A 16,384-nucleotide genomic window follows, 5' to 3' on the forward strand; every position below is an offset into this window, starting at 1 on the left:
AATAATTTTAATGAATAAAGGTCATAGAAGTATCCAGTAAAAACCTTAAAAAAGCTCAATTTTGCATTTCAAAATTCACAAATAATCAATCCCTTTATTTATATTTCTGAAATTGAAGTTTTTAATAGATGATATCAAAATAAAACATATATTATAAACCGACAAAAAATCACTAAATTTGCCAACTTAATTAATCAACGATATTGAGATAATACAATGAGTCAATTTAAAGAATACAAAAACCTCAACCTTATTGATATAGCCGACAATGTTTCGGAATTTTGGAAACAAAATAAAACCTTCAATAAAAGTGTTGAAATTCGCGAAGGTAGCCCTGAGTTTGTATTTTATGAAGGTCCGCCTTCAGCAAACGGTATGCCCGGGATTCACCATGTAATGGCAAGAGCGTTGAAAGATATTTTCTGCCGTTACCAGACTCAGAACGGTAAACAGGTTTTCCGTAAAGCGGGTTGGGATACACACGGGCTTCCTGTGGAGCTTGGTGTTGAAAAGGAATTAGGAATTACGAAAGAGGATATTGGCAAAAAGATTTCTATTGAAGATTATAATAAAGCATGTCGTGAAGCGGTAATGCGTTATACAGACGTGTGGAATAACCTTACAGAAAAAATAGGATATTGGGTGGATCTTGATGATCCATATATTACCTATAAATCAAAATATATGGAGACCGTTTGGTGGTTACTAAAACAATTATACAACAAAGAGTTGTTGTATAAAGGTTATACGATCCAGCCTTACTCTCCAAAAGCAGGTACAGGACTTTCTTCGCATGAGTTGAACCAGCCCGGAACATACCGTGATGTTTCGGATACTACCATAGTAGCTCAATTCAGAGTAAAAAAAGAAACCAGTGATTTGTTCAACGATGTAGAAGGTAATGTAGACATCTTGGCCTGGACCACTACTCCATGGACGCTGCCGTCAAATACAGCTCTTGCTGTAGGAAGAGACATTGAATACGTTGTTGTTAAAACTTTCAACCAATATACTTTTGAGCCTGTAACGGTTGTGTTGGCAAGAGTTCTTTTGGAAAAGAACTTTGGTAAAAAATATTCAGCAGGAACAGCGGAAGATTTTGCCAACTATACATCGGAGAGCAAAACAATCCCTTACCAGATTCTGAAAGAGTTTAACGGAGAAAAGTTAGCAGGAACTCAGTATGAGCAGCTCATCCCATGGTTTACGCCGTCTGAAACCCCTGAAAAGGCATTCAGAGTGATCATCGGTGATTTTGTGACAACTGAAGACGGTACCGGTATCGTTCATATCGCTCCTACTTTTGGTGCGGATGACGCCAGAGTTGCTAAAGAGGCAGGTATTCCTCCAATGTTGGTAAAAGATGAAAACGACAATCTTGTTCCGTTAGTAGATCTGCAGGGTAGATTTATAAGAGGAGAAAATGTTCCGGAAGTATTCTCAGGAAAGTATATCAAAAATGAATATTATGATGACGGGACCGCTCCTGAAAAATCTTGGGATGTTCATTTGGCAATTGTATTAAAAGAAGAGAATAAAGCTTTCAAAGTAGAGAAATACGTCCACAGTTATCCTCATTGCTGGAGAACTGACAAACCTGTATTATATTACCCATTGGATTCGTGGTTTGTAAAAATGACAGCCGTAAAAGACCGCCTGGTGAATCTGAACAAGGAGATCAACTGGAAGCCAAAAGCTACCGGAGAAGGACGTTTTGCCAACTGGTTAGAAAATGTTAATGACTGGAACCTTTCACGTTCCCGTTACTGGGGTATTCCATTACCTATCTGGAGAACGGATGACCTGAAAGAAGAGATAGTAATCGGTTCTGTAGAGGAACTATACAACGAGATCGAAAAATCCGTTGAAAAAGGATTCATGAAAGAAAATCCTTTCAAAGGGTTTGAAATAGGAAACATGACGGAAGAAAACTACTCTTTGGTAGATCTGCATAAAAATGTGGTGGACAAAGTTGTTTTGGTATCTGCATCAGGAAAACCTATGAATCGTGAAAGCGACCTGATCGATGTATGGTTTGACTCAGGCTCTATGCCTTATGCCCAATTGCATTACCCTTTTGAAAATAAAGAATTAATAGATAATAAAAAGGCCTTTCCGGCGGACTTCATTGCCGAAGGTGTGGATCAGACCCGTGGTTGGTTCTATACCCTTCACGCAATCGGAACAGCCGTTTTTGATTCAGTTGCTTATAAAAATGTTATGAGTAACGGACTTGTTCTGGATAAAAACGGTCAGAAAATGTCTAAGCGTTTAGGTAATGCGGTAGATCCGTTTGAAACTCTTTCCGTTTATGGCCCGGATGCTACACGTTGGTACATGATCTCCAACGCAAATCCTTGGGAGAATTTGAAATTTGATATTGAGGGCATCGATGAGGTAAGAAGAAAATTCTTCGGAACCCTTTATAATACTTATTCCTTCTTTGCATTATATGCGAATGTGGATGGATTCAATTACTCAGAAAAGGATGTGGAAAACCGTCCGGAAATAGACAGATGGATCCTTTCTGAACTGAACCTTTTAATTAAAGAGGTTAAAGCATTCTACGAGGATTATGAACCTACAAGAGTGGCAAGAGCGATAAGTAATTTTGTAAATGACAACTTAAGTAACTGGTATGTAAGATTATGCAGAAGACGTTTCTGGAAAGGAGACTACTCCGATGACAAGATCTCCGCTTACCAGACTTTATATACATGTCTTGAGGTAGTTGCTAAATTATCTGCACCAATTGCTCCGTTCTTTATGGATCAGTTGTATCAGGATCTGAATAAGGTAACAGGAAAAGAAAACTGTGATTCAATACACCTTACAGATTTTCCGGTTGCTGATGAAAGTTTAATCGATCAGGATCTGGTTGAAAAAACCCATTTAGCGCAGCAAATCACAAGCATGGTATTCTCTCTTAGAAAAAAAGAGAATGTAAAAGTACGCCAGCCTTTACAAAAGGTATTGGTTCCTGTATTAGATTCCAAAGCTGAAGAACAGATTCTTGCAGTTGCGGAACTGATCAAACAGGAAGTGAATGTAAAAGAATTACAATTAATCAATGCAGAAGAAGCTTCTCATTTAATTGTAAAGCAAATTAAACCGAACTTTAAGGCATTAGGCCCTAAATTAGGGAAGGATATGAAAGTAGTTGGAAATAAAATTGCTAATTTCTCATCAGAACAAATTGCTGATTTAGAAAAAGAAGGCAAAATAGCTATCCAAGGTTACGAAATAACAATGAATGATGTTGAAATTTCAACAAAAGACATTCCGGGATGGACAGTGACTTCTGATGGAAAAACAACTGTGGCATTAGATTTGACGTTGACAGACGAGTTGAAATCTGAAGGTGTGGCAAGAGAGTTCATCAATAGAATTCAAAACCTGAGAAAAGACAAAGACTTCGAGTTGACAGACAGAATAAATATCTTCATAGAAGAAAATTCACCATTCCTTGATAATATCAAGAAAAATGAAGAATATATTTCTGCAGAGGTCTTGTCAAATAAAATAGAAATTGTATCTTCACTTTCAAATTTTAACGAAATTGAGATAGATGAGGTTAATTTTAAGGTAAATGTTGAAAAAAATTAACATATAGTTATTGCATTTCAAATTCCATTTCATAATTTTATTAAAAAAGAGAAAAGAACATGTCAGACGAAAGAGTAAGATATAATGATTCTGATTTACAAGAGTTTAAAGCGATCATTAAAGAAAAAATAGAAAAAGCAGAAAAAGATTTACAACTGATAAGAGAAAGCTTTATCAATGACCAGAATAATGGGACTGATGACACATCGCCTACATTCAAAGCGTTTGAAGAAGGAGCTGAAACTCTTAGTAAGGAACAAAACTCGATCTTAGCAGGAAGACAGGAAAAATTTGTCCGTGATCTTAAGAACGCTTTAATCAGAATAGAAAATAAAACGTATGGTGTTTGCAGAGTAACAGGGAAACTGATTCCAAAAGAAAGACTATTGGCAGTTCCTCATGCTACCTTAAGCATCGAAGCGAAAAATATGCAGAAATAACCGTAAGGTTTGTAAAATAAATTTGGGTTTATATTGTATTAGCAGTAATACTTTATAAACCTAATTTTTAATTTATATCCATGAGCGAATATTTAATTTTAGGGTTGATCCTGATTGTGGTTTTATGGTTTTTCAACAGGGAGAGGATTAAGAATAAATTCTTTCCTGATCAGCACAAGAACTATACAATAGACGATCAGTTTAATTCCGATAAACGCGAAAGGGAAAAAGAAATTGACAAACTTTTAGGTAAGATGGGCAAAAACGGCATCAATGATCTTTCTCCAAAAGACAGAAAAAGACTTGACGAATTATCTAAGAAGTAAAAATCTAAATCCAGAACAATGGAATCTATAATAGTACATCCCAAAAATCCTATGGAGCTGAGTGCACTGAAAAGTGTTCTGAAGGAAATGAACATTAAATTTGAAAAGGCTCATGTTAAAAGTTCATTTAACGGACAAAAAGTGATCAAGAAAGCAAGCGATAATAAAAATGTAAAACCGGCTGCAAAATCCTCAAAACCTAAAGGACAGTAATGAAAAAGATATTAGCTATTACATTTTTGGTATTGTTAATCGACCAGGCTTCAAAAATATATATAAAAACTCATTTCAACCTTGATGATAGCGTTTCCGTTCTTCCGGGTTTCAAGCTTACTTTCGTAGAGAATCCAGGAATGGCTTATGGACTTCACTTTGGCGGTGTTATAGGTAAATATTTTTTAGTTATTCTAAGAATATTCCTGATCGGAGGGATGATTTATATGTTCAAAAAATGGCTTCAGCAGGGAGCCTCCAATTATCTTATCATTCCAATGGCTGTAATTTTTGCAGGAGCCATCGGTAATCTTATCGACGGAATGTTTTACGGGTTAATTTTCGATAGCGGCACCGTTTATGATCCTAGCATCGACCGCTGGATCGGATACGGAGGTATTTCGAAAATAGCTTCTGCAGGACAAGGATATTCGTCTTTCATGAGAGGCTGTGTAGTGGATATGCTTCACTTCCCACTGGTAGACTGGAATGTACCGGAAAGCTTCCCTCTTATTGGTGGAAAGCACATTGAATTTTTCAAATATATCTTTAATGTCGCGGATTCTGCCATTACTGTAGGAGCCATATTATTATTGATTTTCAGAAAAAAGGCCTTTCCAAACGGACTGGAATTTTAGAAAATAATACAGATGAAAAAACTGATTAAAAATACTCTTAAAATTTTCCTGCTTCTTCTCGTAGCAGGAATTATTTTTATTGCCTTTGCCAACTATAATATCAAAAAACAAAGTGCCCCATACATTTCAGATAACTTATCAGTATTACCTTCGACCAAAACAGCAATCCTCCTTGGAACAAGTAAAACACTAAACAGCGGTATGCCCAATGCATACTTCTACAACAGAATACAATCCGCTATAGATCTCTATAAAAGTGGTAAGATACAATACATTATTGTAAGTGGAGATAACAGTACTGCGGACTATAATGAGCCTGAGGATATGCAACTTGCTTTAATGAAATACGGAATTCCAAAGGATAAAATAATTCTGGATCACGCAGGTTTTAGAACACTAGATTCTGTAATCAGAGCTAAAGAGATTTTTGGACAAACCAGATTCATCATCATTTCCCAAAAGTTCCACAATGAAAGAGCCGTATTTTTAGCCCGTAAAAACGGAATCGAAGCCTATGGTTATAATGCAAATGATGTGAATAAATATGCGGGTTTAAAGACCAATCTAAGGGAGTATATTGCTAAAACCAAAGTATACTGGGATCTTTTATTTGGGGTACAACCGAAATTCGGTGGGGAAAAGATTGTGATTCAATAGTTTTTGTGTCCCCAGATTTTGAGGATTGAGCATATTTTTATTTTAAATTAATTTTAACTTTGGGCTAAAGCCATACGGATGATCATTTTTTTTGAAAGCGGACTAAAGTCCGCTCCTATTGATCCTTCTTTTTTGTAAAAAATTCCCGAGATTTATCCAAAAATCTTTTAATCTTTTAATCTTTTAATCTTTTAATCTTTTAATCTTTTAATCTTTTAATCTTTTAATCTTTTAATCTTTTAATCTTTTAATCTTTTAATCTTTTAATCTTTTAATCTTTTAATCTTTTAATTATTATTCCCGCCAAACCTCGTAAATTTGTGGTTCGTTAATTTTTATAAATAATAAAACAAAATGTCAAGAATTCTTACCGGCATTCAAGCCACCGGAACACCGCACCTTGGAAACTTATTGGGTGCTATTATTCCTGCTGTTGAACTATCGAAACAGGAAGGAAATGAATCATTTTTATTCATCGCTAATCTGCATTCATTAACTCAGATAAAGGATGCAAAAGAGCTGAAACAAAATACCTACGAGATTGCTGCGGCTTGGCTTGCTTGTGGGCTGGATACTGAAAAAACATTTTTTTACAGACAGAGTGATATCCCTGAAACCTGTGAACTATCTTGGCATTTATCATGTTTTTTTCCTTATCAGAGATTAACCCTGGCGCATTCATTTAAGGATAAAGCAGACAGGCTTCAGGATGTGAATGCCGGTCTTTTTACTTATCCTATTTTAATGGCTGCAGATATTTTATTGTACGATGCAGAAATAGTTCCAGTAGGAAAGGATCAGCTTCAGCATTTGGAAATTGCCCGGGATGTAGCCTCAAGGTTTAATAATCAGATGGGAGAGGTACTGGTACTTCCTCAGGCCGAACTTCAGGAAAATACAAAATATGTCCCTGGAACAGATGGTCGTAAAATGTCTAAATCCATGGGAAATATTATTAATATTTTCTTACCGGATAAAGAACTGAAAAAACAGGTGATGAGCATTGAGACAGATTCCAAATCATTGGAGGAACCGAAAGATCCTGAAACCGACAAAGTATTTGCAATTTATCAATTGATTGCAACTCCTGAACAGACAGAGGAGCTAAGAGCAAAATATCTTGTAGGAAACTTTGGATATGGACATGCAAAAACAGAACTTTTAAACTTGATTACCACTCGTTTCCAGAAGGAAAGAGAAACATTTACCTACTATATGACCCACCTGGATGAATTGGAAGCAAAACTTCAGGAAGGTGCTGCAAAAACAAGAGTGATTGCAGTGGAAACCATTAAACGTGTAAGGGAAAGTCTAGGACTTTAATATATAGGCTAACTTTTATTCTTTGACAGAATGAAGCTATGCATTCCGTCTTCAAAATCATAAACAATATCCCATCCGGGATATTGTTTTATTATGGTTTTAATGATAGAAAGTCCCAATCCGGTAGAACTGCTGTCCGTGCTTTGCTTAAAAAACCTGTTGAAGATTTTTTTTCCATCCAGAGGATTCATTGATCCGGTATTCTGAAAAATCATCCTGCCCTTTTCGGTAATAATATTTAAAATTCCATTTTGATGGTTATACCTGACTGCATTTTTAAGTAAATTAGAAAGTAAAATATTGGCTAAGTCAGGGCTGAAGATAGTTTCAAATATTTCTTTGTCCAACAGGTTTACTTTAATCTCTTTGTATTCTATAAAATCTTCATAGCTATTGACCAGCTCTTTGATCATCGCAGTAAAATTTACATGGGACAAAGTACTGAACTGATTGTTCTCAATTTTAGACAGCATAAGCAGTGATTTATTCAGGCTTGCCATCCTTCCCAGATCATTCTTGATGTCAGTAAAGAAATTCATATCCTTTTCATCAAACTGATCATTCTGTATTGCCAGATCTATTTTATTGATTGCAATTGCCAAAGGTGTCTGCAATTCGTGAGATGCATTTTCAATAAACTGTTTTTGTTGATTAAAGGCGAGCTCGTTACGATCAATCATTTCGTTGATCTCTCTATCCAGCTCTTCAAACTCTTTGATGGAATATTTTGGAGACTCTTTATCAGAAGAAATCCCAAACTGATATTTTTTGAGCTTATCCAGAATACGGTAAAAAGGCTTCATCGCTTTGTGAAGCAAAAATCCGTTGATCCCGATAATACTTACTACCAATAACAGGTACAAAACAATCAGAGCTGTTGTAAGGTCATATACCAGCTCATCTTCTTCTACCGTGGACGTTCGGATAGTCAATTTCTGATACTTTCCAAACTGGTCTATAAAATCTGTCTCAAGAACTCTGTAAGGCTGCTCTTCATCATCGTATTCCATGTAATACATCTTATTAAAAAGCTTGTTCTTTTCCTGATGCTCTGCTGCAGAAATAGGATTGATCTTAAATTCATTAAAACCAAACTCATTATTCTTTAACAAGTGCTCATCCAGATATACTGCCTTAATAATCTGTATTTTTCTGTTTTTCAATCCATCATCCACATTATCATACACTTCGTCCAGAATATAGGCGTAAAATAATGCCGCCCACACTGCAATGATCAATAGCAGAATGGTTATCAGGTATTTTATGGTATAATATTTCAGAGAAACTTTCATTATACAAATTTATATCCTATTCCGTAAATCGCCTGAAAATCAGCTTCAGCGCCTAACGCTTTAAGCTTTTTACGAAGGTTTTTTATCTGTGAATAAATAAAATCCAGGCTATCCGCCTGATCAATATAATCGCCCCAGATTGCTTCTGCAAGCATTGTTTTTTGTAATGTTTTTTCAGGATGTATCACGAAATAATACAAAAGATCATACTCCTTACGGTTAAGGATCAATTCTTCATTACCTATCTTTACTTTTCTGTTGTCAGGATCCACAAAGATGTTTTTATAAGTGATTATATTCTCTCCATCCTGATTTTTCCTTCTGATGACCGATTTAATCCGGGCCATCAATTCTGCCAGGTGAAAAGGCTTGGCAAGGTAATCATCTGCCCCTATTTCCAATCCGCTTACTTTATCGTCGACAGAATCTTTTGCAGAAAGGATGATTACAGGATCTTTTTTGTGCATACTTTTAATTTCTTTAAGAAGATCCATCCCACTTCCGTCTGGCAGCATAATATCCAGGAGAATACAGTCATATTCATATGAAATGATTTTATCCAAACCTGAACTATAGTCAGAAGCGGACTCTACTATAAAGTGCTGTGCTTCAAGAAAGCTTTGCACGGTATTTCTTAATTCCGCCTCATCTTCAACAAGTAAAATTTTCATAGTAAGTATTATTCTGACTTTCTGATCAAATATATAAAATTATAACCTCCTGTTCCCGGGAGGCTATAATTTATCAAGATTAAAAATTATTTGTGATAGAACTACCATCCACATGAAAACTAAGCGTTTGCCCATTCAGCACATGGATTTTGTATTTATTCTTTATATCTTTTACCGATTCAATGATCATACATGGATGGTATATAGTAAGAAAAGTAAGTATATTTCTTCGGCTTTCTTTGTTGATTATATTCCAATTTACCATAACATAAAAATTTAATATAGTATTAGTCATCAATCTTACTAAAATTCCCATTTTTGTCGAATTTCAGGTCAACGCCATTGGATAGTTCAGCTTTATAAGACCATCTTTCTTTTTCAATTTTTATAATCGAAGTGTTTGGAAAGCTTTTAACCACATAATTTCTTATACCTGCAGGAATAAAGCCATACGGGAGCTTCTGATGCTTACCATCCACTTCCTTCCAGTTTCCCTGGCTGTCAAACTCTATTTTCACACCGTTGGAAAGGTATACTTTGTATTCGTCTACTCCATATATTTCACGGTCCTCTATAACGGAACCTACTGCAATACCTTTAAAATTTCCTGCCAGAAACTTCTTTGCAGTAACAGGTAATTGATTGGGACTGATTGCTCTATCCTGTGCAAATATGAAACCTGCTGATAAAACTAAGATAAAGGTTAGTAAGCTGGTGATTTTCTTTAAACTTTTCATAATATAAAATTTTATTCATTTATTATGAAGCAAAATTCTATATTAATTTAGGAAAGAATTAGGAAAAAAATGTAAGCAGCAAATTTTAAAGATATTCTTTGATTTGAAGAAGATGCTTAATGGTCTTTACATTTTCTTCTGTCCGGTTTTCGTTCAGGACATCAAAGAAAATAACATCCATTCCAAAATTCATGGCTCCTACCGCATCTGCAATCCAATCATCCCCTATCAAGATACTTTCTTCCTTATTCGCGTGTGCACGACCTAAAGAATACTCAAAAATTTCAGGATTAGGTTTCCTCACCCCCACTGCATCAGCACTGGTGATCGTATTAAAATAATGATCAATCCCTGAAAGTATACATTTTCTTTCCGTGACTTCCTTAAAGCCATTGGAAATAATGTGCATTGTATATTCTTTTGATTTTAGATAATCAAGAACATACAAAGCTCCCTCTACCAGTTCATTGTGATTAAGAATTTTATCCAGAAAGTGTTCTTCAAAATAATCTGACAACTGCTCATCTTCAACTCCAAAATGTTTAAAAGTATTAAGAAAACGGTGTTTTCTTAAATATTCTTTACCTATTATGCCGTCTCTGATTTTTTCCCATAAGCTCTCATTGATTTCATGATACACTTCATGAAATTCCTCGAAATCTATATTGTATTTGAGTGTTATTTCCTGCTTTTCGAAAAGATCCCTGATGGTAAGGTAAGCGTTCTTGCGATGATCCCAAAGCGTATTGTCCAGGTCAAAAAAAATGTGCTGAATTTTCATACAGCACAAAATTAATACTTTAATTTTTAGAGATCGAATAATTTTTATCTTTGATTTTTACTATTCCAAGATTTTTTGAAAAGTTGAGTAGAAAATCAACAGTTTGTTTTTTTGGTTTCAAAGTTTTCACTTTTAAGGAATCATTTTTTTTCATAGGCGAAACATGTTTATCCTTAAAACGGGAATTTTTTATAATTATTATCTGGTAAGGATAATATTATTCTCTTCCATGATTTTTCTCAGGTTGATCAGCGCATACCTTACACGTCCCAATGTAGTGTTAATGCTCATATCCGTGTGATCTGCAATCTCTTTAAAGCTCAACCCATCAAAAAATCTTAACTTAATAACCTCTTGCTGATTCTGAGGCAGGTATTGCAGCATTCGCAATAAATCTTCCTGAATCTGATTAGTCACTAATTGATCTTCAATATTTTCTGAAGGCTCTCTGATTAAATCGAAAATAGAATATTCGTCAGTTTCAAAAGTTGTTTCCGAAACCTTGATATTTTTCGATTTCAATCTGAAATGGTCAATAATAAGATTATAGGCAATTCTTTTAGCCCAAAGAATAAATTTTCCTTCTTCGTTATAACGTCCTTCTTTCAACATCACGATGATTTTCATGAATGTATCCTGGAAAACATCATTAGCTAGGTCTTCATCATTAATTTTGTAAAAAATGAATGTAAACAATTCTCTCTGATGACGATGAATAAGAGTTGATAAAGCTCCTTCGTCTCCTTTTTGGTAAAGGGAAATTAATACGCAATCCGATTTTGATTTCATGACTTTCTTCTCAATATAATATATATTTGCCGACAGTTTTTCTTCCAGATATTTTATCTGGTTTTAGCTGTAAATACAAAACAGTTTTTCAGAGTAAAGTCCAATCAATAAGCAGTTCGTTTATTTATGGATGTAAATATAATAAAATTTTAATAACTGTTAACCTATTATTAATATTTAGAAAAAATTTTTAAAAAAAATCACTTAAACATATCATGAATGAAGACAGTTGGGATATTTAATGTAAAATTTACATTCACTCCTTTTAGCTGTTTTCCGTTCAATTCAGCGTCTCCAAAGGGAAAAGCATACCCTGCAGTTAAATCCAACAGCCCGAATAAAGTAACCCCTACTTTGGGTGCAATATATTTATTGGTCCCTTCAACTCCTGCTAAAAAATAATAAGAGTGATAAAAATCTACATTTTTTTCAAAATTAAGCAAGACATCTGCCTGAATTTTGGGCATGATGGCAAATTTAGAATTAGTGGAACCCATTAATGCGGAAGCTCCTAATCTGTAAATAACATCGTCATTCTTAAGGAAAAGTAATTTTCCACCCAATTCTCCGAAGCTTTGGTTTTGATATGTATATCCAACACTAATCATTTTGTGCATGGTATATTGTGCACTTGCGTAGGTGGATAAAAAAAATATGGATACAACCGTTATTACCCATCGGAAATTCATCATCTTTTTATTTATTTAAGGTGTAAAATTAAAAAAAACTGCCTTATCTTGTTAAAGATAAAGCAGTATAAATATCTTAAAGAAAAAATTAAATACCAAATGCTGTTTTAATCTCTTCTACTTTGTCTAATTTCTCCCAGGTGAAGAATTCCAGGTCTTTAAGCGTAAGCTCATTTTTATGACCTTTATTAAACGTTTTATCAGCAATGTAGTGTTCTTTACCCATATGTCCGTAAGAAGCTGTTTCCTGATAAATAGGGTTTCTTAATTTCAGATTTTCTTCAATTGCGTAAGGTCTCAGATCGAAAATTGCAGAAACTTTCTTCGCAATTTCCCCATCATGAAGATCTACTTTTGAAGTCCCATATGTGTTGATATACAGACCACAAGGCTCAGCAACACCAATTGCATAAGAAACCTGCACCAATACTTCATCTGCAACACCTGCAGCTACAAGGTTTTTAGCAATATGCCTTGTTGCGTAAGCAGCACTTCTGTCTACTTTTGAAGGGTCTTTTCCGGAAAATGCCCCACCTCCGTGAGCTCCTTTTCCACCGTATGTATCCACAATGATCTTTCTACCTGTAAGACCGGTATCACCATGAGGACCACCGATTACAAATTTCCCGGTAGGATTGATGTGATATTTGATCTGATCGTTGAATAAAGCTTTGATTTCCTCCGGCTGTTGAGCCACTACTCTTGGGATCAGGATATTTTTGATATCCTCACGGATCTTGTTCAACATTTCTTCTTCGGCTCCAAAGTCATCATGTTGAGTAGATACCACGATAGAGTCAATTCTTACCGGTTTATGATCGTCAGAATATTCAATAGTCACCTGGCTTTTCGCATCAGGACGTAAATAAGTAATTTCTTTATTTTCTCTTCTTACTGCAGAAAGCTCTTTTAGAATAGTATGTGCAAGGTCAAGCGCCAAAGGCATATAATTAGCGGTCTCATTAGTAGCATAACCAAACATCATTCCCTGGTCTCCTGCACCTTGTGCATTAGCCTTGCTTTCAAAAGTCTCATCTGCTACTTTTCTATCAACCCCCTGATTGATATCCGGTGATTGCTCATGGATCGCAGAGATTACCCCGCAAGAGTCTCCATTGAACATATACTCTCCTTTTGTATAACCTATTCCATTGATTACTTCTCTGGCAATGGTCTGAACATCAAGATAAGCATCCGACTTAACCTCTCCTGCCAATACTACCTGTCCGGTAGTAACAAGTGTTTCACACGCTACTTTTGAGGATTTATCGTATGCTAGAAAATGATCAATCAAAGCGTCAGAAATCTGATCCGCAATTTTATCAGGATGCCCTTCTGAAACGGATTCAGATGTAAATAAATAAGACATATTATTCTTTGTTTTATTAGATTAAAAATATGAGGAATAACGTGAATAATTGCATGGAAAGCTCAAAAAGAATACTGTTTTAGCTTTTTTTTATAGAGGTTGCAATCAGGTCAAATTTTTCCTCGTTTGTAAACAGGGGCAAAGTTAAGGACTATTTTTCAATAGCCAAAACTTTTAAGAAATAATTATAAATTTCTTGAAACAAGCGATTTATCCCGATTGAGTATAAAAAACTATTGTGGTTTTATGCTTACGAAATCTTTTGGACTTTCATTATAATTAAGTCTTTCTTTTAAAGAAGACTGGATTGAAGAAGACAATTCGTCAATAATCTTTTGTTTGAAAGTCGGTTTGTAATAAATGATGCTTATTTCCCTGTAAGGGAAAGGCTTCTTAAATCTGAAAACTTTACCTTTCTGCTCTTCAGAAAGCTGGCTTAAAGCCAATTCCGGCAGAATACTTATTCCTCCTACCTTATCAACCATATGAACCAGTGTCTGGATATTGGAAGCAAGGAAGTCGAGATTTTTTGGCTTGAGTGTATTTTCTTTCAGATGACAAATGTTTTCAAACTGATTTCTCAAACAGTTCCCTTCTTCCAGAAGCCATACTTTTTCAACATTAAGCTCCTCAGGAATAATATAGGAATTCTTTTTATTAGCTTGTGTATCAGAGCTGTAGATCATCAGCTCTTCATTGAACAGAAAATCCTGATAGAATTCATCCGCCGTATCATACGGAGTTGAAATAATTCCAGCATCCAGTTCCCCAGCCTTTAAAGCCTTGATAATACTGTCTGTTGTCATTTCCTTCACGTTCATCTGAATTTTAGGATTCTCATCAAGGAATTTAAAAATTTCTGTAGGTAAAATAAAGGAAGATACTGTAGGAATAATTCCCAGGTTAATTGTTCCTCCTAAAATGTTATTAAGCAGGTTTGCTTTATTTCTCAGCTCATTGACAGATTCTATAATCACCTTCGCCTGATCAATGATCTGAAGCCCTACATCTGTGGTACGGATCGGGTGCGTAGTCCTGTCGAACACCTTTACATCCAGTTCATCCTCAAATTTCTGTATCATCGCACTTAGTGTAGGTTGCGTAATGAAGCATGCTTGAGCTGCTTTCCCAAAATGTTTGTACTTATCTACAGCGATAAGATACTCCAATTGCTGAATGTTCATCTGATTAATATTATCTATTACAAAGATATGATGTTTTTGCTATAAGCAATTAAAAATTCAAGTAAATTTGATAATTCTTACATCCAAAAACACAACAAATAAATCAAAATCTTAACTATATGGATTCTAAAAAATTAACATTAAGCAGCGGTGCTCCGTACTTTGAGCATCAGGATTCTCAGACGGTAGGTCCCAGAGGTCCTGTCCTATTGCAGGACTTTATTCTTCAGGAAAACCTTGCCCATTTCGTAAGAGAAAGAATTCCCGAAAGAATTGTTCATGCAAAAGGAAGCGGCGCTTATGGAACATTTACCGTAACACACGATATTAGTAAATATACCAAAGCAAAATTATTTTCGAAGGTGGGAAACTCCTGCAGAATGTTTGCAAGGTTTTCTACCGTAGGTGGTGAGAAAGGAAGCGCAGATACCGCAAGAGACCCGAGAGGTTTTGCATTAAAATTTTATACTGAAGACGGAAACTGGGATCTTGTAGGTAATAATACTCCTGTGTTTTTTATTAAAGATGCCAAAAAATTCCCTGATTTTATTCATACTCAAAAAAGAGTGCCGAAAACAAATTTAAAGAGTGCCACAATGATGTGGGATTTCTGGAGCCTGAATCCTGAATCCCTTCATCAGGTTCTGATCTTAATGTCCGACAGGGGTACGCCTCATGGTTACAGGCATATGCACGGTTTCGGATCCCATACCTTCTCTATGATCAATGCAAACAATGAAAGAGTTTGGGTTAAATTCCATTTCAAAACAAAACAGGGAATTAAAAACTTCAACAATGAGGAAGCCGTAAAGATGGCTGGTGAAAATCCAGACTTTGCCCAGGAGGATCTTTGCAATGCTATAGAAAATGGTGATTTCCCGAAATGGACCTTATATATCCAGGTAATGACTGAAGAGCAGGCAAAAGATTTCAGATGGAATCCTTTTGATGTAACCAAGGTTTGGTTCCAGAATGACTTCCCTCTAATTGAGGTTGGAGAAATGGAACTGAATGAAGTACCTGTTAATTATTTTGCACATGTAGAACAATCCACATTTTCCCCTAGCAATCTGATCAATGGAATTAGTTTTTCTCCGGATAAAATGCTTCAGGGAAGATTATTCTCATATCCCGATGCTCACAGATACAGAGTAGGAGTAAATGCTCATCAGCTGGAAGTGAACCGTTGCCCTTTTGCTACCAACAATTACCAGAGAGATGGTTTTATGGCTGACTCCAGTGAATATGCTGATAAGCCTAACTACCATCCTAACAGCTTTGATGACATCAAGCCGGATCCTTCTTATAAAGGTTATGATTATGAACTTGATAGCGCTCATGTAGCTTTCTACAACAGAAATGAAAATGATGATGATCATTATACACAACCCGGGCTGCTTTATACAAAAGCAATGAATACTGAAGACCGGGAACGCCTTGTCCATAATATTGTGGGAAGCATGAAGGGGATTGACGGACCAAAGAGAGATGAAATCATAAATCGTCAGCTGTGTCATTTTTTCAGAGCGAATATTGAACTTGGCATGAAAGTAGCATCACAGCTAAATATCAATATCGATAGCAATATGATGAATCACATCAAATAAGCAAACAAAATAATATTTCAACAAAAAAGGAAAAAATATCAACTTTTTTTCCTTTTTTTTGT

At 35.4% G+C, this 16,384-nt stretch carries 16 protein-coding genes; 8 read left to right on the forward strand and 8 right to left on the reverse strand.

Annotation, left to right across the window (positions count from 1 at the left end):
• The first annotated feature begins 216 nt into the window (after positions 1-216).
• From ileS to trpS, 7 genes are all read left to right on the forward strand, one after another.
• Positions 217-3,606, forward strand: coding sequence for an isoleucine--tRNA ligase (gene ileS, locus AC0INN_RS09555; RefSeq protein WP_273649942.1), 3,390 nt, complete (start codon positions 217-219; stop codon positions 3,604-3,606).
• Between the two features lie 59 nt (positions 3,607-3,665).
• Positions 3,666-4,046 carry a TraR/DksA family transcriptional regulator gene (locus AC0INN_RS09560; protein WP_034740299.1) on the forward strand — a complete coding sequence of 127 codons (381 nt, stop codon included), beginning with the start codon at positions 3,666-3,668 and terminating at the stop codon, positions 4,044-4,046.
• Between the two features lie 80 nt (positions 4,047-4,126).
• Positions 4,127-4,372 (forward strand): DUF6576 domain-containing protein, encoded by a 246-nt coding sequence (locus AC0INN_RS09565; protein ID WP_172281168.1) that lies wholly within the window; start codon positions 4,127-4,129, stop codon positions 4,370-4,372.
• Between the two features lie 18 nt (positions 4,373-4,390).
• On the forward strand, positions 4,391-4,585 hold the full coding sequence (locus AC0INN_RS09570; protein ID WP_172281170.1) for a DUF2683 family protein: 195 nt from the start codon (positions 4,391-4,393) through the stop codon (positions 4,583-4,585).
• Positions 4,585-5,223 (forward strand): lipoprotein signal peptidase, encoded by a 639-nt coding sequence (locus tag AC0INN_RS09575; protein WP_172281172.1) that lies wholly within the window; start codon positions 4,585-4,587, stop codon positions 5,221-5,223. Before AC0INN_RS09570 ends, AC0INN_RS09575 begins: the two co-directional genes overlap by 1 nt.
• A gap of 12 nt (positions 5,224-5,235) precedes the next feature.
• A complete protein-coding gene (locus tag AC0INN_RS09580) occupies positions 5,236-5,880 on the forward strand; it encodes a SanA/YdcF family protein (RefSeq protein WP_273649949.1) in 645 nt (214 codons plus the stop codon).
• A 354-nt stretch (positions 5,881-6,234) separates the two neighbouring features.
• Positions 6,235-7,203, forward strand: a complete 969-nt coding sequence (gene trpS / locus AC0INN_RS09585; protein WP_273649951.1) for a tryptophan--tRNA ligase — start codon at positions 6,235-6,237, stop codon at positions 7,201-7,203.
• Positions 7,204-7,211: 8 nt separating this feature from the next.
• Here the strand turns inward: trpS and AC0INN_RS09590 are convergent, their stop codons facing one another.
• The 8 genes from AC0INN_RS09590 to AC0INN_RS09625 all read right to left on the reverse strand — a co-directional run bounded on the left by AC0INN_RS09590 (position 7,212) and on the right by AC0INN_RS09625 (position 14,715).
• Entirely contained in the window at positions 7,212-8,495 is a 1,284-nt protein-coding gene (locus AC0INN_RS09590; protein WP_273649953.1) for a sensor histidine kinase, read from the reverse strand.
• On the reverse strand, positions 8,495-9,166 hold the full coding sequence (locus AC0INN_RS09595) for a response regulator transcription factor (RefSeq protein ID WP_273649955.1): 672 nt from the start codon (positions 9,164-9,166) through the stop codon (positions 8,495-8,497). The genes AC0INN_RS09590 and AC0INN_RS09595 overlap by 1 nt, the downstream gene beginning before the upstream one ends.
• Before the next feature lie 287 nt (positions 9,167-9,453).
• Positions 9,454-9,903, reverse strand: coding sequence for a PepSY-like domain-containing protein (locus AC0INN_RS09600; RefSeq protein WP_273649957.1), 450 nt, complete (start codon positions 9,901-9,903; stop codon positions 9,454-9,456).
• An 85-nt stretch (positions 9,904-9,988) separates the two neighbouring features.
• A complete protein-coding gene (locus tag AC0INN_RS09605) occupies positions 9,989-10,684 on the reverse strand; it encodes a YjjG family noncanonical pyrimidine nucleotidase (RefSeq protein ID WP_273649959.1) in 696 nt (231 codons plus the stop codon).
• Between the two features lie 198 nt (positions 10,685-10,882).
• A complete protein-coding gene (locus tag AC0INN_RS09610; protein ID WP_089028087.1) occupies positions 10,883-11,473 on the reverse strand; it encodes an RNA polymerase sigma factor in 591 nt (196 codons plus the stop codon).
• A 200-nt stretch (positions 11,474-11,673) separates the two neighbouring features.
• Positions 11,674-12,165: a hypothetical protein gene (locus tag AC0INN_RS09615; RefSeq protein WP_373428012.1), complete on the reverse strand. Its 492-nt coding sequence runs from the start codon at positions 12,163-12,165 to the stop codon at positions 11,674-11,676.
• 85 nt (positions 12,166-12,250) lie between these two features.
• Positions 12,251-13,531: a methionine adenosyltransferase gene (metK, locus tag AC0INN_RS09620; protein WP_273649962.1), complete on the reverse strand. Its 1,281-nt coding sequence runs from the start codon at positions 13,529-13,531 to the stop codon at positions 12,251-12,253.
• A 233-nt stretch (positions 13,532-13,764) separates the two neighbouring features.
• The gene (locus AC0INN_RS09625) at positions 13,765-14,715 is read right to left on the reverse strand and encodes a LysR substrate-binding domain-containing protein (RefSeq protein WP_172281186.1); all 951 of its coding nucleotides are present in this window, start codon (positions 14,713-14,715) and stop codon (positions 13,765-13,767) included.
• Between the two features lie 119 nt (positions 14,716-14,834).
• Between AC0INN_RS09625 and AC0INN_RS09630 the strand changes: the two genes are divergently transcribed.
• Positions 14,835-16,322 (forward strand): catalase, encoded by a 1,488-nt coding sequence (locus AC0INN_RS09630; protein WP_172281188.1) that lies wholly within the window; start codon positions 14,835-14,837, stop codon positions 16,320-16,322.
• Positions 16,323-16,384: the final 62 nt, after the last annotated feature.

The organism is Chryseobacterium subflavum (genome assembly GCF_055762745.1).